This window comes from Salegentibacter sp. BLCTC, assembly GCF_015143665.1.
Lineage (GTDB): Bacteria > Bacteroidota > Bacteroidia > Flavobacteriales > Flavobacteriaceae > Salegentibacter > Salegentibacter maritimus.
Window position 1 is genome coordinate 22,791 of record NZ_WYEW01000014.1, and the last position, 25,090, is coordinate 47,880.

Consider the following 25,090-nt stretch of genomic DNA (forward strand, 5'->3'; position numbering starts at 1 on the left):
TAAAGAAAAGTCCCTCAGATATTTTCTGAAGGACTTTTTTATTAATTCCACCTCGTAAATATAAGTATAATTACCAACCTGGATTTTGTTCTAATTCCACTCCCTGATCTCTATATAATGTAATTTGATCTAATGGAATGGGCTCAAGATAGACTTTTGGATCTTCAAAAGTTCGTAGTGCTTCTTCGGCAGATGCCGGAATTAAATATCCCTTATCTCCGCCTCCGGTTACTGCAAGGCTTTCTAAATTGGCATCGGGATAATTGGATTTATCTATCCATGCACCGCGATTAATATCTGGATACTGGACCATATCGATATATTCAAGTTTTTTCCATCTTTTTAAATCGTCCAGTCTAAACCCTTCAAACATTAATTCTACTCTTCTTTCTCTTCGTATTTCCCATAAAATTGGCGCAACCCCCGAATCTCTTTGTGGATCATCATAAACTTGTCCATTTACGGCAGGCTGATCTCCAGAAACTTCTAAATACGGAAGATTAATACCCGGCCTGTCTCTAAGTACATTAATAGACTTATCTAGATCTTCTTGTGCAAAAGTAGCACCACCTACTGTCGATAATTCGTAAGCTGCTTCAGCATAATTAACTAAAATTTCACCATATCTAATTATAGGGGCATCAGTTGGGTTTAAATTTGAACTTCCTCTTGGTTCATCGGCAATATCCTCATTTAAGAATTTATGGGTAGCTATTCCTGTAGTTGAATAATTAGGATCTACTCCATTAATTCTTAATTCATCTGAAACAAAAGTCTCATAAATTCTAGGATCACGATTTGCCATAAGGTTTTCAATGCCCTTATCTCCCTGATATAATGTTGAAATTCCAATGGGAAGACCATCTTCTGCAAGGTATGACTCAATACCATCTTTAGAAACACCTGTTTGCGGTTCCTTATTGTTATAGCTGTTAAGGGAGTGGGTAACCATTCCTTCCTCATATTCCCGATATAATAAAACTTCAGGATTTCCAGATAAATCCAAAGAGTTAAATACCTCTCTATAATTTCCTAAAGAAAAATTACCTGATTCTATTATCTCCTGTGCCGCCCATTTTGCCGCTTCTAGATATTCGGCTGCTTTTTCATTATTGTTTTCATGATATTTTTGCCAGGTACCCTCATAAAGAAACACTCGAGACATAAAACCAAGAACTACACTCCTGTCTACCTCCTGACCTTCGTTTTCCACATTGTCCCTTACATTTTCTGCGGCAAATCGAAAATCTTCTAAAACACGATCCATTACAAAAGTTCTTTCATCTCGCTCCCTGTATAACATTTCATTGTCATTTTCAGCAAGTTCCTTATCGTAGTAAGGAACATCACCAAAATCTTTTACTAAATCGTGATATTCTAAAGCTCTAAAGAACCTGCCAATTCCAGTCCAATGGTTAATGGCTTCTTCTTCCATATCTACCCCCTGTACACGATCTATAAAAATATTGGCTTTACGAACCCATGCAAAGCTCCATCCGCCACCTGAAGTGGGAACCTGTTGGGTAAACCTTGGAGGATTTGTAGGTGCAAAATCGTCGTTTAAACTTTGTCCTGAAAAATACTTTCCCCAGGTATAACCGGAGCCATAGCCCGAAAAATATGATGTATAAAAACCGTAGGCAAATGTTTTTACGTTTACCTCACTAGTCCAATAGGTTTCGTCTACCAGAACATCCTGGGGTGGTGTGTCGAGAAAATCTTTTTCACAACCTGCAATACCTAGGGCAAGAAAAAAAAGTATAAATATTTTATTTGTTACTTTCATAATAACTATTTTTTTAAAATTATAGTGTTACCTGAACTCCTAAAGAAAATGATCTTCTAAAAGGATATACACGACCAAAGGTTGAGGTATCATTTAATCCGGCCGAAGTATAGTCTACTTCAGGATCTACCGGAACCTGAGCGCCGGTAAACTCGAAAAGATTTTCACCACTGGCATAAATTCTAAACCTTTCTACCTGAAATTTTTCGGTTAGTGAAGTTGGGATAGTATATCCTAAGGTGATATTTTTCATTCTTAAATAAGACATATCTAATAAGTATTTTGACTGTGGTAAAAAGTTCATAGCATTATTAGATTGCTGCTGATCGTTAGGTCGTGGATAATAAGCGTTAGGATTTTCTGGTGTCCAGTAATCTAACTGGTGAGCGTACCAAGCTTCACCATAACGATATCCGGGGATAAATACCGGTCCGTTTGCCCAGAAATCACGTTTTCCAACTCCCTGCATAAACATATTAAAGTCGAAACCTTTCCAGCTAGCCCCTATTTGGAGTCCATATTGATAACGAGGAGTAGAATTACCTATTCTTTTCATATCTCCAGAATCACCTACAGTTCTAGAGCCATAGTCAATTACCCCGTCTCCGTTAAGATCTTTATATTTTATATCTCCGGGACCATACTGGAACCATCCATTGGTTTCAAAAATTTCCTGGGAAGGAATCCCTTGTGCCAAATTACCTTCAGAATCGAAATCGGCTTCTGTAAAAAACCTATCGGTTTCATACCCCCAAATTTCGCCTAGTTCTTTTCCTTCATAATAAGAATTAATTCCCTCGGTAGTATTAGCAAACTTAGTTACCCTTTCTTTAAAGTCACTTAGATTAGCTTTAGTGTTAATACTAAGACCATTATCAAAAGTATGACTAAAATCTAATTCTAGTTCCCAACCTTTGGTTTGAACTTCTCCAAAATTTCTAATTGGAGCGGATGTACCAAATGAATTAGGTAAGGTAACCCCAGCACTATGCATATCACTAATTGTTCTTTCGTACCAGCTAAAGCTAGCCCCTAATTTATCTTTAAAGAATCTCGCATCGAAACCTAAATCTAAAGTAGTTACCGTTTCCCAGGTAAGATCTGCCGGTAAAGCTCCTGGCGTACTAACGCTCAGCTTATTTTGACCATCTATTAACCAACCCGTATCAAAGGAAGACATAGTTCGATAAATATTTCTGATTAATGCATTTTGGTTCCCCACAGATCCGTATGACCCTCTAAGTTTTAAGAAAGATAGCGCTGGTACAGCGTCCATAAAATCTTCTTTGGTAACAATCCAACCAGCCGACATAGATGGAAAAAACGCCCATTTTTCATTTGAGGAAAGCCTGGAAGAACCATCATATCTACCATTTATGTTAAGTAGATATTTTTCTTTATAAGAATAGTTAATTCGAGCAAAAGCACCTAAAGTGGTCCAATTATTTCTACTTCCATCAGCGAATTCATCTCCAGTTGCAATACCTAACTCACCTTGATCTGGATTTAATAAATTATTCCGTTGAGAATATTGTGACCATAATTCAAACTCTTCGGCATCACCACCTGCAGTAATTTCAAATTGGTGATCTTCTGCAATATTCACATCGTAAGTAGCAAAAGCTTTTGCAGTGTTTCTCCTACTCCAGGAAGAGTTATAAACAACCCTATCATATCTAGGACTCGTATATGGTTCATAAACTAGGTCTGGCCCTGTGGCCCAGAAATTATAAGCCGAAACTGATCCTCCAACCTGGTGTTCATGTCTATCCACACCATCAAACGTATAATCAAAATTAATATCCAGGTTTTCAACTGGATTTATAGTAGTACCAAGATTTATCCTAGTTAAAGCTCTATCATTTTCGTTCATTTTTGCCTGAGCAACTTCATTTACATGACTTCTAAAAGGGTTTCCCTCATAAGTCCCGTAAGGATAGTAAGCCGGCCATCTAGTGGTATAATACCAGGCATCGTAAGTAGCAGATCCAAATGCAAACGGTTCAGTTGTTTTTGTATTTGTATATAATACTTTCGCCCTAACGTCCATCCAGTCAGTAATAGAAGTATTTACGCTAAGGTTAAGGTTATATCTTTCAAACTCATCTGGGTTGGCTTTATAAACTCCCCCTTGCTCCAGGTAACCAAGGCCAACATAATAATTAGTTTTTTCACTTCCTCCAGACACAGAAAGATCGTGCTTTTGTTGTGGAGCCCATTCTTTAACAAATTTCTTTTCGGGGTTCCAGGGGCGGTAAAAAAACAACCTCCCATCTCTTATTTCAAAATCACGGCCAAGGACCATTTCATCACTTAAGTCTTGATCTCCATATAATTCTTCCCATTCACGCATTTTTTCGATAGCAGTATCATCTAAATACATATTAACCAAACCAAAGGCTTCTAAAGAAGGTATTCTTCTTCTTACAGCGGCAAAAGCCATTTCTGCTCCATCTGCAGCTGGTGCTACCGTTGGAGTATTTGTTGGTGTAGACCAGGAAATGTTATTAGAGTAATTTACCGTGGGTGCCTGACTTCTTCTACCATTTTTAGTAGTGATTAAAATAACACCCCAGGCGGCTCTGGCCCCGTAAATAGAGGTAGATGCTGCATCCTTTAATACAGAAATGTTTTCTATATCCTGTGGGTTTATAGACTGCAAACTGGATACCTCTACATTATCCACTAAAATTAATGGTTGAGCTCCCCCACCACCAGGACTTAAAGTTCCAATATTACCACGAAGCCTAATTGTAGGATCCTGGCCTATCTGGCCGGTTGGAGTTGTTATGGTAATCCCGGGACTTGCTCCCTGTAACCCCCTGGCTGCATCAGTAATTGGTCTGGAATCCAAAACTTCGGCATCTATCGTAGAGATTGAACTAGTTACGTTACTACGCTTTTGACTACCATAACCAACCACAACTACCTCATCTAAACCTTCGGTATCTATTTGCATAGTAATTGAAAAGTAATCTTTACTCCCCACGCTAAGTTTTTGTTCTTTAAAACCCAATGAAGAAAAAACCAACACGGTACTATTTTCATCCGGGATACGTAAAGAAAACTCTCCATCAAAATTACTTACGGTTCCGGTAGACGTATTTTCTATAAATACGTTCACTCCAGGAAGTGGCATCCCGTCTGTATCAAAAATTTCCCCGGAAATCTCTCTCTCCTGTGCCCAGGCCTGTATTGAAAACAAACAGACCAACACCAAAATAAATTTACGAAATCGTTTTTCCATATTATTACATTAACAATTGATTAGGAAACAAACATATTATATAAATACATTAATAGCAATTAAATATTGCATTAATTAGCATTATATGCTGTTTTTTACAACATATAACATCCTTTTTGCAATTTTTAATCGCATATTTGTGATTTAAAATAAAAGAAGTAATATTAGTAATTCAAGTTTTATTTTAGAAAAATTAACATTTTAACAGGCTTACAATAGGTTGTTTAAGTAAAAGCCATTACAAAAGATTTTATATGAAGAAAGCAGAACGCCATCAAATTATTCTAGATGAAGTGCATTTACACAACAGGGTCTTATTAAGTGACTTAACACGAACCCTTAATGTATCTATGGACACCGTACGAAGGGATCTTATGGAACTGGACAAGTTAAAACAACTTAAAAAAGTTCACGGAGGAGCCGTTTCAAATGGGTTTAATATACATTCAGATAATACACGGGAGATTTATGAACATGAAAATAAATCTATTATTGCCAAAAAAGGAATTAAGCTTTTAAATCACGGTGATGTAGTTCTTATTAGCGGTGGATCTACCAATTTGGAACTGGCTAAATTAATCCCCAGAAAAATGAATTTAACCTTCTTCACCCCCAGCCTTCCTATGGCTGTAGAATTGTTAAACAATGTTTCTAAAAATGATGAGGTACACCTCATTGGAGGAAAACTCTCAAGAGGTTCGCAACTTGCCGCAGGTGGCAGTGCAATTAATCTGTTATCTGAAATTACCGCCGATATCTGTTTTTTGGGTACCGGCTATATGGATATTGAAAAAGGAATAACAGAGTTGGATTGGGAGGTGGCCCAAATGAAAAAAGCTATGGTAAAATCTTCAAAAAAATTAGTGTCGCTTACCATCTCTAAAAAACTAAATACTTCAAATAGGTTTAAGGTATGTGACGCCCTTCAGGTAGATTCCTTAATTACAGAATTATCTCCGAATACACCTGAATTACTAAAATATAAAAATAGTGGACTGGAATTACTTTAAAAAAACCTTACCAGGAATATTAAAGTAGAATAAAATATTAAAACCTTAGAAAACTAAAGCTTTCTTAAGCCTTATATTGAGCCAATACATTTCTCACGCTCTTGTGGGTTTGTAGCAGTTTTGAAGCTTCTGCTTCATCTACATTTAATTCTTCCATAATCATACGGACGCCGCGACTAACCAGTTTCTTATTTGAAAGTTGCATATCTACCATTTTATTACCCTTTACACGCCCCAGCTTAATCATAACCGAAGTAGATATCATATTCAGTACAAGTTTTTGGGCTGTACCGGCTTTCATTCTTGTACTTCCGGTTACAAACTCGGGCCCGGTAACTACCTCTACCGGAAATTCACAAGCTGCCGCCAATGGGCTACCTGAACTACAGGTAACACAACCGGTAATAATACCTTTGGCACGAGCCTCTTTTATTCCACCAATTACATAAGGGGTGGTTCCCGAGGCAGCAAGGCCTACCAATACATCTTTTTCTGAGATATTATACTCCTGAAGATCTTTCCAGGCTTGTTGTGTGTCATCTTCTGCGTTTTCTACAGCATTTCTTAAGGCCGTATCTCCACCGGCAATTAAGCCGATTACTAACTGATTTGAAACACCAAATGTTGGGGGACATTCAGAAGCATCTAAAACACCCAGTCTCCCACTTGTTCCCGCTCCAATATAAAACAATCTTCCTCCAGCTTCCATTTTTGGAGTAATGGCATCCACCAACTTTTCGATGGCAGGAAGCTCTTTCTCCACACTTTCTGAAACACTTTTATCTTCCTTATTAATATTGCTGAGCAAAGCCGAAGTACTCATCTTTTCTAAATTATTGTACTTAGATGTTTTTTCGGTATCGGGATTGGTATGTTCCATGATTAAGTTTAATTAAAAGAATTTGCCTGAAAAGATTTTAAATCGTTTTCTATAATTCATTTCAAGATTTCCTTCTTACAAGAAATAAATCAGGAGCAGAAACAAGTTCAGCTTATCGAAAAAATCTTTTCAGACAGTTCTATGTTTTCAGTAAAATTATCTAAAATAATTAATATTTAGATTCTGGCATAAAATCTGAAAAAACACCCTTCTTAGGATCGCTGTTCCATTCTACTTCCGGACTTCTAAAATAATTTACATCCATAAAGTCAAGTCGTAGCCCTTGTGCGCCCAGGCGTTTTAAAAAGCCATTATAATCTTTGTTTTCATCCTTAGTCCATCCCACTTCTGCCATGGCAATACTTCTAGGCCAAAATCTATCGTCTGCAGCCTCGTCCGATAGTACCATCTCGGTCCAAACCGGAGCCTCTACCCCAATTGTATTTGGGTTAGTAACTTTAAAAGTATAAGTATCTTTTAATGAAACACCTCTTTCCTGGCACCAATTATTGGTCATTTTCTGCCCTGGAACATTGGCGTGATCAAAATAAAAACTTGAACAAATAGATTCTATAACTGGGGTTTTTACAACGCTCTTTGTCTTTCCATTCCACCGCTGACTAATAAACGTAGTATCTACAGCAGCCTGCGTTACTTCTTCCCAACCTATAGTTGTTTTTCCAAGCCCCTGTACAATAGAATCTGCTTTTATTACAAATTCTTTATAGCGTTCATCTTCTATTTCGTCTCCTCCAATATGTAGGTAATCTCCTGTAGTAATTTCGGCCACTTCGCCTAATACTGTGCTTACAAAATCGTAAATTTCAGGTTTATCGAGACAGAATTTACTCCACCCCACTTCATAACCATGGAAAAGTTGCGGAGGGGTTGCTCTTTTAGGTTCAATATTGCTTAAATCATCACAATTTAGCTCAGGATAAGCCATTAAAGCCGCATAAATATGTCCCGGAATATCAATTTCAGGCACAATTACAATATTTCTTGCTGCCGCATATTCCTGAATTTCTTTATATTCTTCCTGGGTTAAGAATCCAGATCTTCCTCCTTTTACCGCACCCTTACTTCCTAATTCTGTTAATTTAGGCTTTTGTTTTATTTCAATACGCCATCCCTGGTCATCGGTTAAGTGTAAATGAAGCTTATTTAACTTGTAAAAAGCCATTCGATCTATATGCTTTTTAATATAATCTGGACCAAAAAAACTACGAGCCACATCTAGCATAGTACCACGCCACGCAAACCTTGGGCTATCTGTAATTGAAACTTGAGGAAGTTGAATCTCTTCCAAAACTTTTTCATTTTCAATCCCGGCAGGCAAGATTTGGCGCAGGGTCTGTATAGCATAAAAAAGTCCGGCTTCTGTGGCCGCTTCTAAGTTAACGGTACTTGAAGAAATATCTAAATTGTAACCTTCTTTTCCCAGGGTTTCTTCTAGTTCTGGGTTAAGATTTAAATTAAAACCGTTACAATTATCTCCTTTCATGGTATAGCTTTGCGTATACGTATTTTGCAGCAATCTATGCAGCCAGGCAGCCGATGCTTCTGCACCGGTATTAAAACAAACCACTGTTCTTTCCTGAAGTGTAAAAAAATCGTCTTTCCACTCAACTTCTGCTGGCTGCGGGATGATTGCCGGTTTTTCAATATTGGATTCTTGTGCGGATAAACCCAATTGAAAAAACATTAAAAACACTAAACTAAACCTGATATTAAAAGTTTTCATAATAAAAAAGTTTTTATCTTATCTTATGTCCTTTGGCAGCAAAGTACCAGATATATAAATAGCAAGGAATCACAATCCAATAAGCAGCTTGAGGATCAAAAGTATCAGCTAAATATCCGTAAACCAAAGGTAAGATAGCCCCTCCTGCAAGTGCCATAATTAGAAAAGAAGATCCTATTTTTGTAAATCTACCTAAACCATTAAGCGCTAAAGGCCAAATTGCCGGGAATACAAGGGCATTGGCTAGACCTAAAAGGGAAATACAAAGTACCGAAATATAACCATCGGTATAGATGGCGCATAGACCAAGGATTATCCCTAAAATACCTGAAATTTGCAATGCCTTTTGCTGGCTAATGTATTTTGGAATAGTTACCGTACCAATTAAATAACCCACAATCATGGCTATTAAGGTATAGGTGGTAAAGAATTTAGCTACTCCTGTAGCTATACCCTGCCCGTCTTTTGCATAACTAATTACGGTATCTCCTGCAATTACTTCAACCCCAACATACAAAAACATAGCAAGGGTACCCAACAATAAGTTGGGGAACTGGAGTACACTTGTTTTATTTTTATTGGCAGCCGCAACAGTATCATCCTCCCCATCGGTTTCAATTTCCGGTAAAGCCGAATAATAAATAAGTACGGCAAGACCTACCAATATTACGGCCATTATAATGTATGGCGTAATTACAAGAGAGGCAAGTTTATCTAACTCGGCTGTTTTTGCTACGGCACTCATTCCCTCTAACCTGGCTTCTACGGCATCCATATTTTTAAGCAAAATGGCTCCAAAAATAATAGGTGCCAAAGCTCCGGCTACCTTGTTACAAATTCCCATAATACTTATTCGTTTGGCCGCACTTTCAATAGGGCCAAGAATAGTGATATATGGGTTGGCGGCAGATTGTAAAAGGGCCAAACCGGTTCCCTGAACAAACAAACCAAAAAGAAACATGGCATAAGTTCTTGACATTGCAGCAGGTATAAAAACCAGGGCTCCTACCGCCATTACAACTAATCCTAAAGACATACCATTTTTAAAACCTATCTTTTTTAAAACCCAGGCGGCAGGTATAGCCATTACAAAATATGAAATATATGAAGCAAAAGCCACGAGGTAAGATTCAAAGTTATTTAACTGGCTGGCAGTTTTTAAAAATGGGATAAGTACCGAGTTTAACCAGGTTACAAATCCGAAGATGAAAAATAAAACCCCAATAATGATAATAGATCTACTGGTGTTGTTTTTGGGTTGACTAGTTGCGGTATTAGCAGCCATAAGTGTGTTTCTTAATTAATATTAGTATTTATTTTAGGCTAAACTTAACGCCTTTTTTGAAAATTATAACAAAAATGTTTCCTACAAAAAAAAGAAACTTTTTTACAACTGCTGTATACTTAAGTAAGTTTTTTTATAATTAACTAAAAGTTACAATATTTTTTTATCTAAATAAATTTCAAAATCTATAGTATGGGATTCAAATTTCTTAGAATTCTTATATTCTATCTTTCTTTTTTGGACTATGAAATAAACTATATTTGTAAACTTAAATTTATTGATTAGCCATTTAGGAATTCAATTATTAAAAATACCCGATGAAGCATATAAGAAACTTCTGTATAATCGCCCATATTGACCACGGAAAAAGTACCCTGGCAGATCGACTTTTAGATTTTACAGGTTCAGTGACCGATCGTGAAAAGCAGGAACAGCTACTGGATAGTATGGATTTAGAACGCGAACGTGGCATTACCATTAAAAGTCACGCCATACAGATGGATTATGAATATGAAGGCGAAAAATATGTTTTAAACCTTATAGATACTCCGGGACACGTAGATTTTTCTTACGAAGTTTCCCGTTCTATCGCTGCCTGTGAAGGGGCATTATTAATAGTAGATGCCGCACAAAGCATACAGGCGCAAACAATTTCTAACCTATATTTAGCCCTGGAACACGATCTTGAAATTATTCCGGTGCTTAATAAAGTAGATCTTCCAAGTGCCAATCCTGAAGTGGTAAGCGATGATATTGTAGATCTTTTGGGGTGTGATCATGATGACATTATTCCCGCCAGTGCTAAGACAGGTTTGGGGATTGAAGAAATTTTAAAAGCAATTATTACAAGAGTTCCACCTCCAAGCGGAAAAATAGATGCACCTTTAAGAGCTCTTATTTTCGACTCGGTATACAATCCTTTCCGTGGAGTTGAGACTTATTTTAGAGTTATTAACGGTTCTATTAAAAAAGGCCAGAACATAAAGTTTGTAGCGACCAATAAGAACTATTTTGCCGATGAAGTAGGAACTTTACGTTTAAAGCAATTTCCGCGTAAAGAAATAAAAACAGGAGATGTAGGGTATCTAATTACCGGAATTAAAGACGCCCGGGAAGTAAAAGTTGGTGACACCATTACCGATGCCAAAAACCCTACCACCGAAGCCGTAGCAGGATTTGAGGATGTAAAACCTATGGTATTTGCCGGTATTTACCCTGTAGACACCGAAGATTATGAAGAGCTAAGAAGTTCTATGGAGAAACTCCAGCTTAACGATGCTTCTTTAGTATTTGTACCAGAAAGTTCGGCCGCATTAGGTTTTGGTTTCCGTTGTGGCTTTTTAGGAATGCTTCACCTGGAAATTATTCAGGAAAGATTAGAGCGTGAATTTGATATGACGGTAATTACAACCGTACCTAACGTGTCTTACCACGCCTACACCAATAAAAATCCAGACGATCTAATTCTGGTTAATAACCCTTCTGATTTACCCGAACCTTCTTCCCTAAACCGGGTAGAAGAGCCATTTATTAAAGCCACCATCATTACAAAAGCCGATTATGTTGGGAATGTAATGTCGCTTTGTATAGAAAAAAGAGGAGAAATCACCAACCAGGTTTACCTAACTCCTGAAAGGGTTGAGCTGAGTTTTGACATGCCTTTGGCCGAAATTGTTTTTGACTTTTACGACAGGTTAAAAACGGTTTCCAGAGGTTATGCTTCCTTTGATTATTCTCCAATAGGAATGCGACAGTCTAAACTTGTAAAAGTAGATGTTTTACTTAATGGAAATATTGTTGATGCACTTTCTGCCTTACTACACGTAGATAACGCCTACGATATTGGAAAGAAAATGTGTGAAAAGTTAAAAGAATTAATTCCAAGACAACAGTTTGATATTCCAATACAGGCGGCTATAGGTTCTAAAATTATTGCCCGTGAAACGGTAAAGGCACTTAGAAAAGATGTGACCGCAAAATGTTATGGAGGTGATATTTCCCGTAAAAGAAAGCTTCTGGAAAAGCAGAAAAAAGGTAAAAAACGAATGAGACAGGTAGGAAATGTTGAAATTCCACAGGAAGCATTTATGGCAGTTTTAAAGCTGAATGATTAAACTTAAAAACTTATAAAAATTGATAAAAACCTCACACTTGCTGCGAGGTTTTTTATTTTCCACATTTTCTTAATTTTGTAAGTCTACCAATTTAAAACTCAAATACCATGGCCGGACATAGTAAATGGGCAAATATAAAGCACCGTAAAGGGGCGCAGGATAAAAAACGAGCAAAGCAATTTACCAGGGCAATCAAGGAAATTAGTGTAGCGGTAAAAGAAGGTGGCGGGCCAGACCCTGAAGCTAATCCCGGCTTACGTAATGCCATTGCCAATGCCAAGGGTGTAAATATGCCCAAAGACACCATAGAACGCGCTATAAAGAAGGCTAGTGGAGCTGATGCCGATAATTATGAACTGGTAACTTTTGAAGGATATGGCCCTAACGGAATAGCATTTTTTATTGAATGTACTACAGATAATACCAACCGTACGGTAGCTTCGGTACGCTCTATATTTTCAAAAAATGGCGGAAACCTTGGTACCAACGGTTCATTAGAGTTTCTTTTTGACAAAAAAGGAGTTTTTGCCATTGAGAGAGAAAAAATAGCAATGGATTTGGAAGAATTTGAACTGGAACTTATTGAAGGTGGTGCTTCAAAAATTGAAAAAGAAGATGATTTTATTACAATCTATACCGATTTTACCGATTTTGGATTAATGGCGGCTAAATTAGAAGAATTGGATATAGAGGTTAAATCTTCTGAAGTTCAACGTATTCCTATGAATACCTTAGAATTACCAATAGATGATGCCAAAAAAATACTAAGCCTCGCCGAAAAATTTGAAGACGACGACGATGTCCAGAATGTTTATCACAATATGGAAATCACCGATGCGTTAGTAGCAGAATTAGAGCAGGAAGATTAGTTACTTTCCTGCTCATTCTTTGTTTTTATTTCTTCTTCTGTCTCTGAATCGTCTATCGTTTCATCATAAGCCTCTTCAACTTCCTCTTCTCTTTGAATTTTCTTACCAAGATAAACCAATTGATATCCCTCTTCTATTTCAACTTCAGAGCTGTGGGATGGGATAATAGTTAAATTTCCATTCTTACTTTTCACAAAAAGCGGAATAATATCTGTATCGGTTTTAGAAATCTCTATAAGTCCTTCGTAATGCTCCTTACTATTAAGCGCTACTTCATGAATTTTTGGATAATTTCTAGAAACATCCGTAAGTTTTATATAATCATCGGTATGTGAAAACAGGCCTTCGGTTGGGTTCTTTTCCGGATTATTCATTTCATCTGCAGTAATAAGCCTAAAAGAACCATTCTCACCAAATTGTTTTTTAAACTTTGCGATGGCGGTTTTATTAATATCGCTGTTTCCGGTCATTGCCATAAGGTAACCAATGTCATTCAACTCGATATTATTCATCAAATCATCTGAAAAGACACTCCCCTCAATAGCTTCAATTCCCAGTTTCCGTGCTTTTTTAACATTATCTGAATTGTTATCCAACAGCACTACATGGCGTTTATTATCCTGTAAATATTTCCCTATTAATCTTGAAATTGAAGAAGCACCAATTATTAAAACTCCCTGAGAATCTTTAATAAAAACCCCTACTAAACGTGCAAAAAGCCTTGCTGTAGCCGCATTTAATAAAACCGAGCAAAGTACAATCATAAACACCAATGGCGTAATATATTCGGCGCCTTCAATACCTTCTCGAGCCAGGCGCAGGCCAAATAACGATGCTATACCTGCGGCCACAATACCCCTGGGGCCTACCCAGCTTATAAAAGCCACTTCATTAACTTTTAAACCAGAACCAAGGGAACTTAAAATTACACCTATTGGTCTCACCAATAGTGCTACTATTCCAAATAAAATAAGCGAGTTCCAGTTAAATATAAGCAAGAGCTCCTCTACTTCAATGTTTGCAGCTAGTAGTATAAATAAAATTGAAATAAGTAAAACACTAAGGGATTCCTTAAAATACAATAACTCTTTAATGTTTGGCAGGTCCTTATTTCCCATTACCATTCCCATAATTACCACCGCTAAAAGGCCACTTTCGTGTGCAAACATATCGGCCATAACAAAAACGCCAAGAACGGTTGCCAGGGTAAAAACATTTAGTAAATAATGTGGAATAATTTGCTTTTTAATCAAGAACGCCAATAAATGGGCGAAAGTAAAGCCAAAAGTAAAGCCAAACAGTAAGATTTTACCAAATTCAATTAAGGCCGTTTGTGTAAAGTCCTGTCCACCTTCAACCCTAATAAATTCAAACATAAGTACAGAAATAAGCGCACCAATGGGATCTATAAGTATTCCTTCCCATTTTAAAATAGATGAAACATGGGTTTTTAAAGGAATATTTCGTAGGATAGGAGCGATTACCGTAGGGCCGGTTACTATAATCAACGCCGAGAATAAGAAGGATATTTGCCAGGTGAGATCAAAAATAAAATGCGCTGCAAGACCTGCACCTAAAAAAGTTACTATGGTACCCACGCTAATTAACTTTAAAATTACAGGACCAATATTGCCAACTTCACTCTTTCTAAGAGTTAAACCCCCTTCAAAAAGAATTACTGAAATAGCAAGGGATACAAAGTAAAAAAGGCTTTCTCCCGGGAACAAACCTTCAGTACCGTTCCAAATAGGTTCAACCCACTTGGTTCCATCTTCACTAATTAATGTTGAAATAGGCCCTACCAAAAGCCCAATTAATATCAGTGGTAAAATTGCCGGGGTTTTAATTTTCCAGGCTAACCACTGCGCCAGGATCCCCAATATTACCAAACTTGCCAGTTCTAACATGCGTACACTGTTTTAGCTATAAATTGCTATTTACAAAAATAGCTCGATTTAACCGCAAGTATATAAGGAATTCAGGTTTTTTAAAATAAAAAAACTTTTTTTTATTTTCACTTCCATTTATTTCAGGTATTTACCTATATATTGTGAAAATAGTAATATTTTGTAGCCTTAATTGTCTAAATTTTGTTCTATGGAAGAATTAAATATTCTCAATTTACTGATCATTTTAGCAAGTGCCTGGTTAGGCGGATCGGCAGCCAAAAAACTGGGCTATCCTGCTATTTTAGGCGAATTAATCATAGGAATCGTGTTAGGTCCTGCCATGTTGGGACTACTCGAAACTTCAGAAATGATTAATGTGCTGGCCGAAGTAGGAATTATTCTACTTATGGTTTATATAGGCATGGAAATTAATTTTAGGGATCTTGGAAAAGCCTCTTGGCCAGGACTTTTAGCTGCTATTGGCGGGTTTATAGTTCCTTTTGTATTAGGTTATTACACTATTATATATTTTGGCGGAACCCAAATGGCTGCCATTTTTGTAGCCATAGCCGTAGCAGTCACTTCTTTAGCTACCAAAAGTCGAATTTTAGTAGATTTAAAATTACTCAATACCCGTATAGCATACGTACTTATGGCCGGGGCACTTATTTCTGACACCCTTGCACTGGTGATTTTTGCCGGAATTATAAGTTATGTAGATGCAGGAAGTATAGACACTCTTGGACTGGCCTGGGTTGCAGGAAAAGCTATCTTATTTTTTGTTTTTACAGCACTGGCAGGGATATATCTTTTACCATTATTGGGTAGGTTTTTAATGGAATCCAAAATTAATAGCCGTACACTTCATTTTACCCTAATTCTCATTATTGTTTTAGGTTTTTCAGAACTAGCTGAAGTAGCCGGTTTACACAGTATTTTAGGAGCCTTTATGGCTGGTTTGTTTATTAGGGATGGTGTGTTTAATCGCCAAATTTCTAAAGACATTAACAACATATTTCACGATATTTCCATAGGTTTTTTGGCTCCTATATTCTTTGTTTCCGCAGGATTTAATGTAACCCTGGAGGTCTTTCAAACAGACCTTGCAATGCTTATTGTTGTTACCTTAATGGCCATGGTAGGAAAAATATTCGGTACAGCCTTGTTTTACCTTCCCAGTGGTTATGGCTGGCGCGAAGGTATTGCGGTAGGAACCGGAATGAATGGGCGTGGTGCTGTAGAAATTATTATTGCAGGTATTGGCTTACAAATGGGTATTATAAACAGTGAGATCTTTTCTATACTGGTTTTTATGGCCATTTTCACCACATTAACAGTTCCGTTATTATTAACCTGGACTACAAAATGGCTAAGGAGTAGAAACGAATTGGTACACCAGGAATCCAGAAATGGTTATATTATTTTAGGTGCCAACCCGCTTGGATTATACATGGCAAAAAAACTTCAGAATAAAAATGAAGTGGTACTTATAGATGCTAACCGGGAAATGGTGGCTGAAGCTAAAAAACAAGGCTTCAACAGTATGTATGGTAATATTCTAAAAGAAGAAACCTTTGAAGATGCAAACGCCATAGAAAAAGGTACCTTTATTGGCCTTACCGGGAATAGTGAAATAAATTACCTTGCCGCACAACTTGCAGATGATGCATTTTATATTCCCAATAAAATTGTTTTGGTATCTCCCAGTGAAACCGGTACAGATGTAAATATGCTAGACAAAATTAAGGCAACTTCACTTTTTGCAAATAAAACCGAACTGGAACCCTGGGCATTAAAAATTAGCAATGGAGACTTTAAAGAACACACCTTAACCATTAAAGAAGAAATCTCTACCCGCCAATGGGTTAAAGAACATAAAGGAGATAAAGATTCTATTTTGCCGTTTTTTATAGTTAATACCGAAGGTGTTATAAGGCCTTTCCATTACAACGATACAATTACCGAAGGTGAAAAAGTGATCTATTTAGAATAGTTTTTTAACTGTAAGCCAATAAACTGAAATTTTACAATGGGGTATTGTAGCCTTTGGCGGTACCAATAAAACTTTCGTTTTAGACTCGTTATCTTGTCGCGATGCGTTTTACTCTTAACTTTAAGCTTTAAAACATGCCTGCTAACAGAATTTTAGCAGTGCATGTGTATTGCTTTTAGTAATTTGCAAAACCTAAATTAAAGCTTATGAAATTATATCCTATAGAATCAGGAAATTTTAAACTGGATGGTGGTGCTATGTTTGGGGTTGTACCTAAAAGCCTTTGGAACCGAACAAATCCGGCCGATTCTAATAATATGATAAATATGGCAGCGCGCTGCCTCTTAATTGAAGATGGCGATAAACTTACGCTTATAGATACAGGGATGGGCGATAAACAAAGTGAAAAATTCTTTGGTTATTATTATCCCTGGGGCGAACATTCTATAGATAAATCTCTTAAAAAATACGGGTTTCATCGCGACGATATTACCGATGTGTTTTTAACCCACCTTCATTTTGACCATGTGGGGGGTGCCATACAATGGAACAAAGATAAAACCGGTTATGAACCAGCTTTTAAAAACGCGAAATTTTGGAGCAATAAAGAACACTGGAAATGGGCTACAGAACCCAATGCCCGTGAAAAAGCCTCCTTTCTGCCCGAAAATATATTGCCCATGGAAGAAAGTGGCCAACTTCATTTTTTAAATCGTAAGGAAAATGAAATTTTTACGGCAGCACAGGAATTTAATTTTGGCGTATTGTTTGTAGATGGACATACCGATAAACAAATGATACCTCACATTAAATACAAAGATAAAACCCTTGTTTTTATGGCTGATTTATTGCCTACCGCAGGTCATATACCATTACCTTATGTAATGGGTTATGATACCCGGCCATTACTTACATTGTCTGAAAAAGAAAAATTCTTGAAAAAAGCGGCCGATGAAAAGTATTATTTGTTCCTCGAACACGATGCGCATAATGAGATTATCACTGTAAAAAACACCGAAAAAGGAGTTAGGCTGGACAAAAGCTTTACTTTTAACCAACTTTTCAATTAAATAATTCCGTTAGTAAATATTAAACAATTTATATAAATAATGAAGATACCTTTTTTAAAACCTGCATTAGCTATGGGAAGCGCGCTTATTTTGGCTTCCTGCGGAAGTGGCTCACCCAAAATAGTTTCTACCCCAATAGCCAATATAGATTCAATTCCACTTAAAATAGATGATCTTACTGAAACCCAACTAAAAGGCTGGGGGGGTGCCGATCTTGTAACCGACACTATTCCCGGAATGAGTGTTGAAAAGGCTTATTCAGAAATAATTAAAAATAATAAAGGACAAAAAACCATTGTGGCCGTAATAGACAGTGGGGTTGATATTGAGCACGAAGATCTTGAAGGTGTTCTTTGGACCAATACCGATGAAATTCCCGGAAATGGAAAAGACGACGATAACAACGGTTATATAGACGATGTACACGGCTGGAACTTCCTGGGGGATGCCGTAGAGGAAAATATGGAATATACCCGAATTTATAAGCGTTTAAAACCAAAATATGAAGGGAAAACCGCAAGTTCTATAAGCACAGCAGATCGCGCCGAATTTATCTACTACCAGGAAGCTAAACAGGAGTACGAAAAAGAGTACCAGGAAACGGTTCAAAATAGAAATCAATATGAGCAAATAAAAAAACAATTGGTAGCTGCACACCAGGCTGTTTCTTCGCAACTTGGTAAAGAGAATTACACTATAGAAGAGCTTAATGACATGCAAGCTACAGGGCAAATGGCTCAATACAAAGCTATGTTACAGCAAATTCAGAATAACGTAAATGAAAATATTCCCGAAGCGCTGGAAGAATTAGATGAAGGCATTGCTTATTATGACGGTAGATTAGACACCCATTTTAATTTAGAACTGGATGGCCGTGCTCCCGTAGGAGACGATCCTTACGATATTACCGATACCAAATACGGTAACGGCAATGTTATGGGACCTGATCCAGAGAAAGAAGATCTTAAACACGGTACTCACGTAGCCGGAATTATTGCTGCAGAAAGAAACAATAATATTGGCATAAACGGGGTAGCCAATAATGTGGAAATTATGGCTATACGTGCAGTGCCAGATGGAGATGAATACGATAAAGATATTGCCCTGGCTATTCGTTATGCAGTAGACAATGGTGCAAAAGTGATTAATACCAGCTTCGGAAAATACTTTTCGCCAAATCCTGAATGGGTAATAGAAGCCATTAAATATGCTGAAAAAAATGATGTATTAATTGTAAATGCCGGAGGAAATGAAAGCCTTAATTTAGATGAAAATACCGTTTACCCCAACGATCAAAACCCTGAAGCCCCTCAGGAAATCGCAAATAACTTTTTAACGGTAGGTGCTCTTAATTTTGATTATGGCGCACAATTATTGGCTAATTTCTCTAACTACGGGAAAGCAAACGTAGATGTTTTTGCCCCGGGAACTAAAATTTGGTCTACAACCCCAAATAATGAATACGAATACCTACAGGGTACTTCTATGGCTGCACCTGCTGTAGCCGGGGTAGCAGCAATTATTCGCTCTTTTTATCCAAAATTAAGCGCTGCACAGGTAAAGCAAATAATTATGGATAGTGGCTTAACTACTAATGCCGATGTAATTGTAGGAGGGGACAGAAACAACGTGCAAGACTTTAAAGAATTATCTAAGTCAGGTAAAATGGTAAACCTTTACAATGCCCTTATTTTAGCCTCTCAAACCAAGTAAACTACCTCGGGGCAAGCCCACGAGGCATTCGTTGGAAACAATTTTTTAATTTAAAGGCAAGACTGGGGGTATCATAACCTTTGGCGGTGCCAATAAAATTTAAGTAGATTATAAAAACCACAATAACATGAAGAAATTATTAGTATGTCTGGCCCTTGTTGCAACCTCTCTGGTCAGCGCTCAAAACAACTCCGGCTACTGGCAGCAACACGTAGATTACAAGATGGAGGTAGATATGAATGTTGAAAATTTTCAATATACCGGATCTCAGGAATTGGTATATACCAACAATTCTCCCGATACCTTAAACCGCGTTTTTTATCATTTGTATTTTAATGCTTTTCAGCCGGGAAGCGAAATGGACGTTAGGTCCAGGACTATTAATGATCCCGATAGGAGAGTAGGAGATCGCATCTCTAAATTAAGTGAAGAAGAACAGGGCTATTTAAGAGTATCCAGCCTGGATCAAAACGGGAACGATCTTTCCTTTGAAGAAGTTGGTACTGTATTGGAAGTAACCCTGGATGAACCTATTTTACCGGGAGAAAAAGCTACTTTCAATATGGAATTTGAAGGCCAGGTGCCAAAACAAATTCGCCGTTCTGGAAGAAATAGTGCAGAAGGGGTAGCCCTTTCTATGACCCAATGGTTTCCTAAAATGGCCGAATATGATTTTGAAGGATGGCATGCAGCACCCTATATTGGGCGTGAGTTTCACGGTGTTTGGGGCGATTTTGATGTAAAATTAACCCTGGATAAAGATTATACCGTTGCTGCTTCAGGATACCTGCAAAACCCCGATGAAATTGGTCATGGATATTCCGATAAAGAAGTGAAAGCAAAAGGAGATACCCATACCTGGCATTTTGTAGCGCCAAAAGTACACGATTTTACCTGGGCGGCAGACCCGGAGTATATTCATGATAAAAGAACCGCTGCCGACGGAACTGTGCTTCACTTTTTCTATAAAGACAACGATGAAATAAAAGAAAACTGGAAAAATCTTCAGGATAAAACCGAAGGTCTATTAGCATTTTTCAATGAAAATATCGGTCCATATCCCTGGGATCAATATACTGTGGCCCAGGGGGGAGATGGCGGAATGGAATATGCCATGATAACCTTAATAACGGGAGAACGCAGCTTTGGAAGCCTTGTTGGGGTAACTTCTCACGAATTGGCTCATGCCTGGTTTCAACATTTAATGGCTACCAACGAAAGTAAACACGAATGGATGGACGAAGGTTTTACAAGTTATATTTCCAGCGCTGCTATGAACCAGGTTATGGAAACTTATGCCGAAAACCCATTTACCGGTTCTTACCGTTCATATATACAATTGGCGAACTCTGGAGTTGAACAACCACAAACCACGCAGGCCGACAGGTATAATTTAAATGCTGCTTATGGAGCTTCAGCCTACTCAAAAGGAGCTGTTTTCCTTGCTCAATTAGGGTATGTAATAGGGAAAGATAATTTAGATAAAACCATAAAACGCTATTACGACGAGTGGAAATTTAAACACCCAACCCCAAATGATTTTATTAGGATTGCCGAAAAAGTTTCAGGGGCAGAATTAGATTGGTATTTAAACGATTGGACGCGCACTACCAATACTATAGACTATGGAATTAAAGAAGTTACGGAAGGCGGTGATAATTCAACTACAGTTACTTTAGAGCGTAAAGGACTTATGCCAATGCCCTTAGATGTTACCGTGCGTTATAACAATGGGGAAGAAGAAATGATCTATATTCCTTTGCAATTAATGCGTTGGGAAAAACCTGCCGATCATGAGAACTGGACCGTAGCCGATGATTGGGCCTGGGCTTATCCTACTTACAAGCTTAACATAGAAAAACCACTTAGCGAGATAGAAAGTATAGAAATAGACGAATCTCAATTAATGGCCGATGTTAATAGAGACGACAACCTTTATACTGCCGAAGAAGCTTCTACAACGGAAGAAGAAGAGTAGTAATAATTTTTAAATTAGAATTTAGACCTCACAGGTTATTGAAACCTGTGAGGTCTTTTTTTATATCAGTTTTCCTATCGTCATTCTGAATTTATTTCAGAATCTAAATTTGCTAGAACTCCGAAAAATTTCGGAGCAGGCTCTGGAACAAGTTCAGGTTAATGTATATAATTCAATCCTTATAGCTTGTTATTCCATTTATTTCCACTTAAAATTTTAATAGAGAACTTAAAACTATGCTTACTTTTGACGTATGGATGAAAGTTTCGGAAAAGAAGAAAAGCTAAAGAGCAAAAAACTTATAGATATTTTATTTCAGGAGGGAAAATCGGTTAAAAAATATCCGTTAAAACTTATTTATCTCCCAATCACCAATCCTGAAATTACCCATTGCAAAACCGGGGTTTCAGTTCCTAAAAAACTGGTAAAAACCGCCGTGGGTCGCAACCGAATTAAACGATTGATGCGGGAAGCTTTCAGAAAAAATAAGTATCTTGTAATCAATAATCTACCTCAATCTTATGCTTTGATGTTTATTTATATTTCCAGGGATAAAATTAGTTTCCAGGAAATGAATAAAACCATGGTTAAGCTTATTGAAAGGTTTATAGAACAGGAGAAAAAAGCTCGCTAATTACCCTAATTTTACTTGAAAATATTTAAAAATGAAAAAGAAACTCACAAAAAAAATTGCGGTAATTTGTTTGGGTGCCACGCTCATATTCAGCGGTTTTGGATTTAAATCTGATTTCTTTGAGATTGCCAAACAAATTGAAATCTTCACCACGCTTTTTAAGGAAATCAATATGAATTATGTTGATGAAACCAATCCTGCAGCTTTAATGGATACCGCAATAAAAGCTATGCTGGCAGATTTGGACCCTTATACCAATTACTGGAATGAACAGGATGTAGAAGCCGCCAGAATAAGTAATTCGGGCGAATACACGGGTATAGGTGCTACAGTTCAGGTTATGGACACTACTTTGTTAATTATGGAACCCTATAAAAATTATCCCGCCGATAAAGCCGGTTTAAAAGCAGGGGATAAAATTATTGAGGTAGAAGGCATAAAAGTAGCCGATTATGGGAATGATATTAGTGAGTTATTAAATGGCTATGCAAATTCAAAAATCAATTTAAAATATAAACGCCAGGGAGAAATTAAAACCACTCAACTAACCCGAAGTGCTATTCAAATAAAAGCGGTTCCTTTTTATCAACTTATAGACGAAAAAATAGGATATATTGTACTTTCCCGCTTTAATGCGAAAGCTTCTTCAGAAACCATTAGGGCATTAAAAGATTTAAAAAACCAGGGAGCAGAAGAAATTATTTTAGATCTACGTGGAAACCCCGGTGGTTTATTAACAGAAGCCATTAATGTGAGCAATATTTTTCTACCTAAAGGCGAATTAATTACCACTACAAAATCTGTTATTGAAAAGTATAATAAAGCCTATCAAACCCAAAAAGAACCTATAGATACTCAAATTCCTTTAGTGGTTCTGGTAAATGGGCGTAGCGCTTCTGCAAGTGAGATTGTGGCAGGGGCTATTCAGGATTTAGACAGGGGAGTGGTAGTTGGTGCCAGAAGTTTTGGAAAAGGCCTTGTACAACGCCCAAAAGAGCTTGCCTATGGTACGCAACTTAAAATTACCATTTCACGTTATTATACCCCCAGCGGCCGCTGTATACAGGCTTTAAACTATGCTGAAAGGGATGAAGAGGGCAAAGCTATAAAACGTACAGCAAAAGATTTTAATGAGTTTAAAACCCGAAACGGACGTAGTGTTTTTGATGGAGGTGGCATTTCTCCCGATGTAAAACTGGAAACTTCAGAATACAGTGCTATTACCAATGCTTTACTGGCAGAGAACGCAATTTTTAATTTCGCGACAGATTATTACTATAATAATGAGCTTGAGTCTCCTGAATCTTTTAAGTTTACAGATACAGATTTCAACAATTTTAAAAGCTTCTTAAAAAGTACAAATTTTCGGTATAAAACCGCTACAGAACAGGAACTTGAAGAACTACTTGCCACTGCTTCCAAAGAAGGTTATGAACAGGATATCCTTAATCATTATAAGAGTATTTCAACTGAAATTGCCGCTGAAAAAATGAAAGAATTAGATGAAAAGAAACACGAAATAGTAAGTATTTTAACCGATGAAATTATAAAACGCTATTTCTATAAAGAAGGTTTGTATAAATATTATGTTGAAAACAATCCTGAAATTCTTGAGGCAAAATCTATTTTAAACGACCCCCAACGCTATTCACAAGTTTTAAAATAACAAAATTAAAATATTGATTATAAGTATATTATATTTATTTTATCATTGCAATATGTGGAATTCCATCTTCAAGGTAAGCCTCACCGGTTTGAACAAAGCCATGGCTTTCATAAAAATCGGTTAAGTATTTTTGGGCAGAAAGCTTGATATTTTCGGTGTTAAAACGTTCTTTAATAGCTTCTACCGAAGCTTTTAGTATAAGATGGCCGTAAGCATTAGCACGTTCAGCTTTATGTACCACCACCCGGCCAATAGCGGCTTCTTCAAAGTAAAATCCTTTATCAAAACAGCGCGTATAGGCAACTACTTTTCCATTCTTAATGCCTAAAATATGTAGTGCATTTTGATCTTTCCCATCTATATCCTGGTAAACACAATCCTGTTCTACCACAAAAACTTCAGACCTAAGTTGCAATATTTGGTAAAGCTCTTCAAGACTAAGTTCATTGAAATCTTTAATAAGAATCTCCATATTTTTCCTATAATATGTGTTCCAAAACAATAAAAGAAAGAGACTGTTTGAAAAGTTTTTTAATCGTCATTCTTAATTCATTTCAGAACCTACATTGTTGATATTCAAAACAGGTTAGAAGCTGAAAACAAGTTAATCTTGACGAAATTATACTTTTCAGACAGTCTCAATTATAACAAAAAATTCTAGTTTTCAACCGGAATTTTATCTACTCGTTTTTGGTGTCTTCCACCTTCAAAAGCGGTTTCAAGGAAAACTTTTACCATATCTACTGCCTGGGGTTCTGATACAAACCTGGCGGGAATACTCAAAACATTGGCGTTATTGTGTTCTCTTGCCAGTTTAGTGATTTCAGCAGTCCAGCATAAAGCAGAACGTACACCCTGGTGTTTATTGGCCGTCATATTAGCACCATTTCCGCTACCGCAAATAATAATTCCAAAATCTACTTTTTGGTTTTCAACATCGTGGGCTACCGGATGTACAAAATCTGGGTAATCTACACTGTCGTCGTTATTTGTACCATAGTTAATAACTTCTATCCCCTTGTTTTTAAGGTAATCAACAACTTTTTTCTTGTATCCGGTACCGGCGTGATCGTTTCCTATTGCAATTTTCATAATTAATGTTTTAGCTGCGCAAAGGTAAAAAAACCACTTAGTAACACCGCTATTTTCAATTGTTAATTACTTTTTAAATACTCTTATAAATCAAGGCTTTAGTATTGACATTATATTGTG

17 protein-coding genes are annotated in these 25,090 nt (G+C 37.1%); 9 read left to right on the plus strand and 8 right to left on the minus strand.

The window, feature by feature from the left end:
• Positions 1-70 precede the first annotated feature (70 nt).
• Positions 71-1,786 (minus strand): RagB/SusD family nutrient uptake outer membrane protein, encoded by a 1,716-nt coding sequence (locus GUB10_RS14950; protein WP_193712270.1) that lies wholly within the window; start codon positions 1,784-1,786, stop codon positions 71-73.
• Between the two features lie 19 nt (positions 1,787-1,805).
• Positions 1,806-5,033 (minus strand): TonB-dependent receptor, encoded by a 3,228-nt coding sequence (locus GUB10_RS14955; protein WP_193712271.1) that lies wholly within the window; start codon positions 5,031-5,033, stop codon positions 1,806-1,808.
• Positions 5,034-5,287: 254 nt separating this feature from the next.
• Between GUB10_RS14955 and GUB10_RS14960 the strand changes: the two genes are divergently transcribed.
• The gene (locus GUB10_RS14960) at positions 5,288-6,043 is read left to right on the plus strand and encodes a DeoR/GlpR family DNA-binding transcription regulator (RefSeq protein WP_193712272.1); all 756 of its coding nucleotides are present in this window, start codon (positions 5,288-5,290) and stop codon (positions 6,041-6,043) included.
• 64 nt (positions 6,044-6,107) lie between these two features.
• Here the strand turns inward: GUB10_RS14960 and murQ are convergent, their stop codons facing one another.
• The 3 genes from murQ to GUB10_RS14975 form a co-directional block, all read right to left on the minus strand.
• Positions 6,108-6,923 (minus strand): N-acetylmuramic acid 6-phosphate etherase, encoded by an 816-nt coding sequence (murQ, locus tag GUB10_RS14965; protein ID WP_193712273.1) that lies wholly within the window; start codon positions 6,921-6,923, stop codon positions 6,108-6,110.
• A 169-nt stretch (positions 6,924-7,092) separates the two neighbouring features.
• On the minus strand, positions 7,093-8,667 hold the full coding sequence (locus tag GUB10_RS14970) for a beta-N-acetylhexosaminidase (RefSeq protein ID WP_193712274.1): 1,575 nt from the start codon (positions 8,665-8,667) through the stop codon (positions 7,093-7,095).
• A gap of 13 nt (positions 8,668-8,680) precedes the next feature.
• On the minus strand, positions 8,681-9,952 hold the full coding sequence (locus GUB10_RS14975; RefSeq protein WP_193712275.1) for a sugar MFS transporter: 1,272 nt from the start codon (positions 9,950-9,952) through the stop codon (positions 8,681-8,683).
• A gap of 317 nt (positions 9,953-10,269) precedes the next feature.
• On the opposite strand from GUB10_RS14975, the gene lepA reads away from it, so the two are divergent.
• On the plus strand, positions 10,270-12,066 hold the full coding sequence (gene lepA, locus GUB10_RS14980; protein WP_193712276.1) for a translation elongation factor 4: 1,797 nt from the start codon (positions 10,270-10,272) through the stop codon (positions 12,064-12,066).
• Positions 12,067-12,173: 107 nt separating this feature from the next.
• Positions 12,174-12,935, plus strand: a complete 762-nt coding sequence (locus GUB10_RS14985; protein ID WP_193712277.1) for a YebC/PmpR family DNA-binding transcriptional regulator — start codon at positions 12,174-12,176, stop codon at positions 12,933-12,935.
• Here the strand turns inward: GUB10_RS14985 and GUB10_RS14990 are convergent.
• The gene (locus GUB10_RS14990) at positions 12,932-14,842 is read right to left on the minus strand and encodes a sodium:proton antiporter (RefSeq protein ID WP_193712278.1); all 1,911 of its coding nucleotides are present in this window, start codon (positions 14,840-14,842) and stop codon (positions 12,932-12,934) included. The two genes, GUB10_RS14985 and GUB10_RS14990, sit on opposite strands and share 4 nt — an antisense overlap.
• A 190-nt stretch (positions 14,843-15,032) precedes the next feature.
• Here GUB10_RS14990 and GUB10_RS14995 point away from each other — a divergent pair, with 190 nt between their 5' ends.
• From GUB10_RS14995 to GUB10_RS15020, 6 genes are all read left to right on the plus strand, one after another.
• Positions 15,033-16,817, plus strand: a complete 1,785-nt coding sequence (locus GUB10_RS14995; RefSeq protein ID WP_193712279.1) for a cation:proton antiporter — start codon at positions 15,033-15,035, stop codon at positions 16,815-16,817.
• A gap of 206 nt (positions 16,818-17,023) precedes the next feature.
• Positions 17,024-17,887 carry an MBL fold metallo-hydrolase gene (locus GUB10_RS15000; RefSeq protein WP_193712280.1) on the plus strand — a complete coding sequence of 288 codons (864 nt, stop codon included), beginning with the start codon at positions 17,024-17,026 and terminating at the stop codon, positions 17,885-17,887.
• 39 nt (positions 17,888-17,926) lie between these two features.
• Positions 17,927-19,600 (plus strand): S8 family peptidase, encoded by a 1,674-nt coding sequence (locus GUB10_RS15005; RefSeq protein ID WP_193712281.1) that lies wholly within the window; start codon positions 17,927-17,929, stop codon positions 19,598-19,600.
• 127 nt (positions 19,601-19,727) lie between these two features.
• On the plus strand, positions 19,728-21,578 hold the full coding sequence (locus GUB10_RS15010) for a M1 family metallopeptidase (RefSeq protein WP_193712282.1): 1,851 nt from the start codon (positions 19,728-19,730) through the stop codon (positions 21,576-21,578).
• Between the two features lie 253 nt (positions 21,579-21,831).
• Positions 21,832-22,212 (plus strand): ribonuclease P protein component, encoded by a 381-nt coding sequence (gene rnpA / locus GUB10_RS15015; protein ID WP_193712283.1) that lies wholly within the window; start codon positions 21,832-21,834, stop codon positions 22,210-22,212.
• Positions 22,213-22,243: 31 nt separating this feature from the next.
• Complete coding sequence (locus GUB10_RS15020; protein ID WP_193712284.1) at positions 22,244-23,878, plus strand: S41 family peptidase; 1,635 nt, start codon at positions 22,244-22,246, stop codon at positions 23,876-23,878.
• Positions 23,879-23,912: 34 nt separating this feature from the next.
• On the opposite strand, the gene GUB10_RS15025 is transcribed toward GUB10_RS15020, so the two are convergent.
• On the minus strand, positions 23,913-24,350 hold the full coding sequence (locus tag GUB10_RS15025; protein ID WP_193712285.1) for a GNAT family N-acetyltransferase: 438 nt from the start codon (positions 24,348-24,350) through the stop codon (positions 23,913-23,915).
• A gap of 185 nt (positions 24,351-24,535) precedes the next feature.
• Positions 24,536-24,970 (minus strand): ribose 5-phosphate isomerase B, encoded by a 435-nt coding sequence (rpiB, locus tag GUB10_RS15030; protein WP_193712286.1) that lies wholly within the window; start codon positions 24,968-24,970, stop codon positions 24,536-24,538.
• Positions 24,971-25,090 lie beyond the last annotated feature (120 nt).

Excerpts from the sequence above, each read along its gene's own strand:
- lepA (WP_193712276.1), top strand. The coding sequence starts at position 10,270 with ATGAAGCATATAAGAAACTTCTGTATAATCGCCCATATTGACCACGGA.
- GUB10_RS15000 (WP_193712280.1), top strand. The coding sequence starts at position 17,024 with ATGAAATTATATCCTATAGAATCAGGAAATTTTAAACTGGATGGTGGT.
- GUB10_RS14950 (WP_193712270.1), bottom strand. The coding sequence starts at position 1,786 with ATGAAAGTAACAAATAAAATATTTATACTTTTTTTTCTTGCCCTAGGT.
- GUB10_RS14975 (WP_193712275.1), bottom strand. The coding sequence starts at position 9,952 with ATGGCTGCTAATACCGCAACTAGTCAACCCAAAAACAACACCAGTAGA.
- rpiB (WP_193712286.1), bottom strand. The coding sequence starts at position 24,970 with ATGAAAATTGCAATAGGAAACGATCACGCCGGTACCGGATACAAGAAA.
- GUB10_RS15025 (WP_193712285.1), bottom strand. The coding sequence starts at position 24,350 with ATGGAGATTCTTATTAAAGATTTCAATGAACTTAGTCTTGAAGAGCTT.
- murQ (WP_193712273.1), bottom strand. The coding sequence starts at position 6,923 with ATGGAACATACCAATCCCGATACCGAAAAAACATCTAAGTACAATAAT.
- GUB10_RS15020 (WP_193712284.1), top strand. The coding sequence starts at position 22,244 with ATGAAAAAGAAACTCACAAAAAAAATTGCGGTAATTTGTTTGGGTGCC.
- GUB10_RS14990 (WP_193712278.1), bottom strand. The coding sequence starts at position 14,842 with ATGTTAGAACTGGCAAGTTTGGTAATATTGGGGATCCTGGCGCAGTGG.
- GUB10_RS14955 (WP_193712271.1), bottom strand. The coding sequence starts at position 5,033 with ATGGAAAAACGATTTCGTAAATTTATTTTGGTGTTGGTCTGTTTGTTT.
- GUB10_RS15010 (WP_193712282.1), top strand. The coding sequence starts at position 19,728 with ATGAAGAAATTATTAGTATGTCTGGCCCTTGTTGCAACCTCTCTGGTC.
- GUB10_RS15005 (WP_193712281.1), top strand. The coding sequence starts at position 17,927 with ATGAAGATACCTTTTTTAAAACCTGCATTAGCTATGGGAAGCGCGCTT.
- rnpA (WP_193712283.1), top strand. The coding sequence starts at position 21,832 with ATGGATGAAAGTTTCGGAAAAGAAGAAAAGCTAAAGAGCAAAAAACTT.
- GUB10_RS14970 (WP_193712274.1), bottom strand. The coding sequence starts at position 8,667 with ATGAAAACTTTTAATATCAGGTTTAGTTTAGTGTTTTTAATGTTTTTT.
- GUB10_RS14995 (WP_193712279.1), top strand. The coding sequence starts at position 15,033 with ATGGAAGAATTAAATATTCTCAATTTACTGATCATTTTAGCAAGTGCC.
- GUB10_RS14960 (WP_193712272.1), top strand. The coding sequence starts at position 5,288 with ATGAAGAAAGCAGAACGCCATCAAATTATTCTAGATGAAGTGCATTTA.
- GUB10_RS14985 (WP_193712277.1), top strand. The coding sequence starts at position 12,174 with ATGGCCGGACATAGTAAATGGGCAAATATAAAGCACCGTAAAGGGGCG.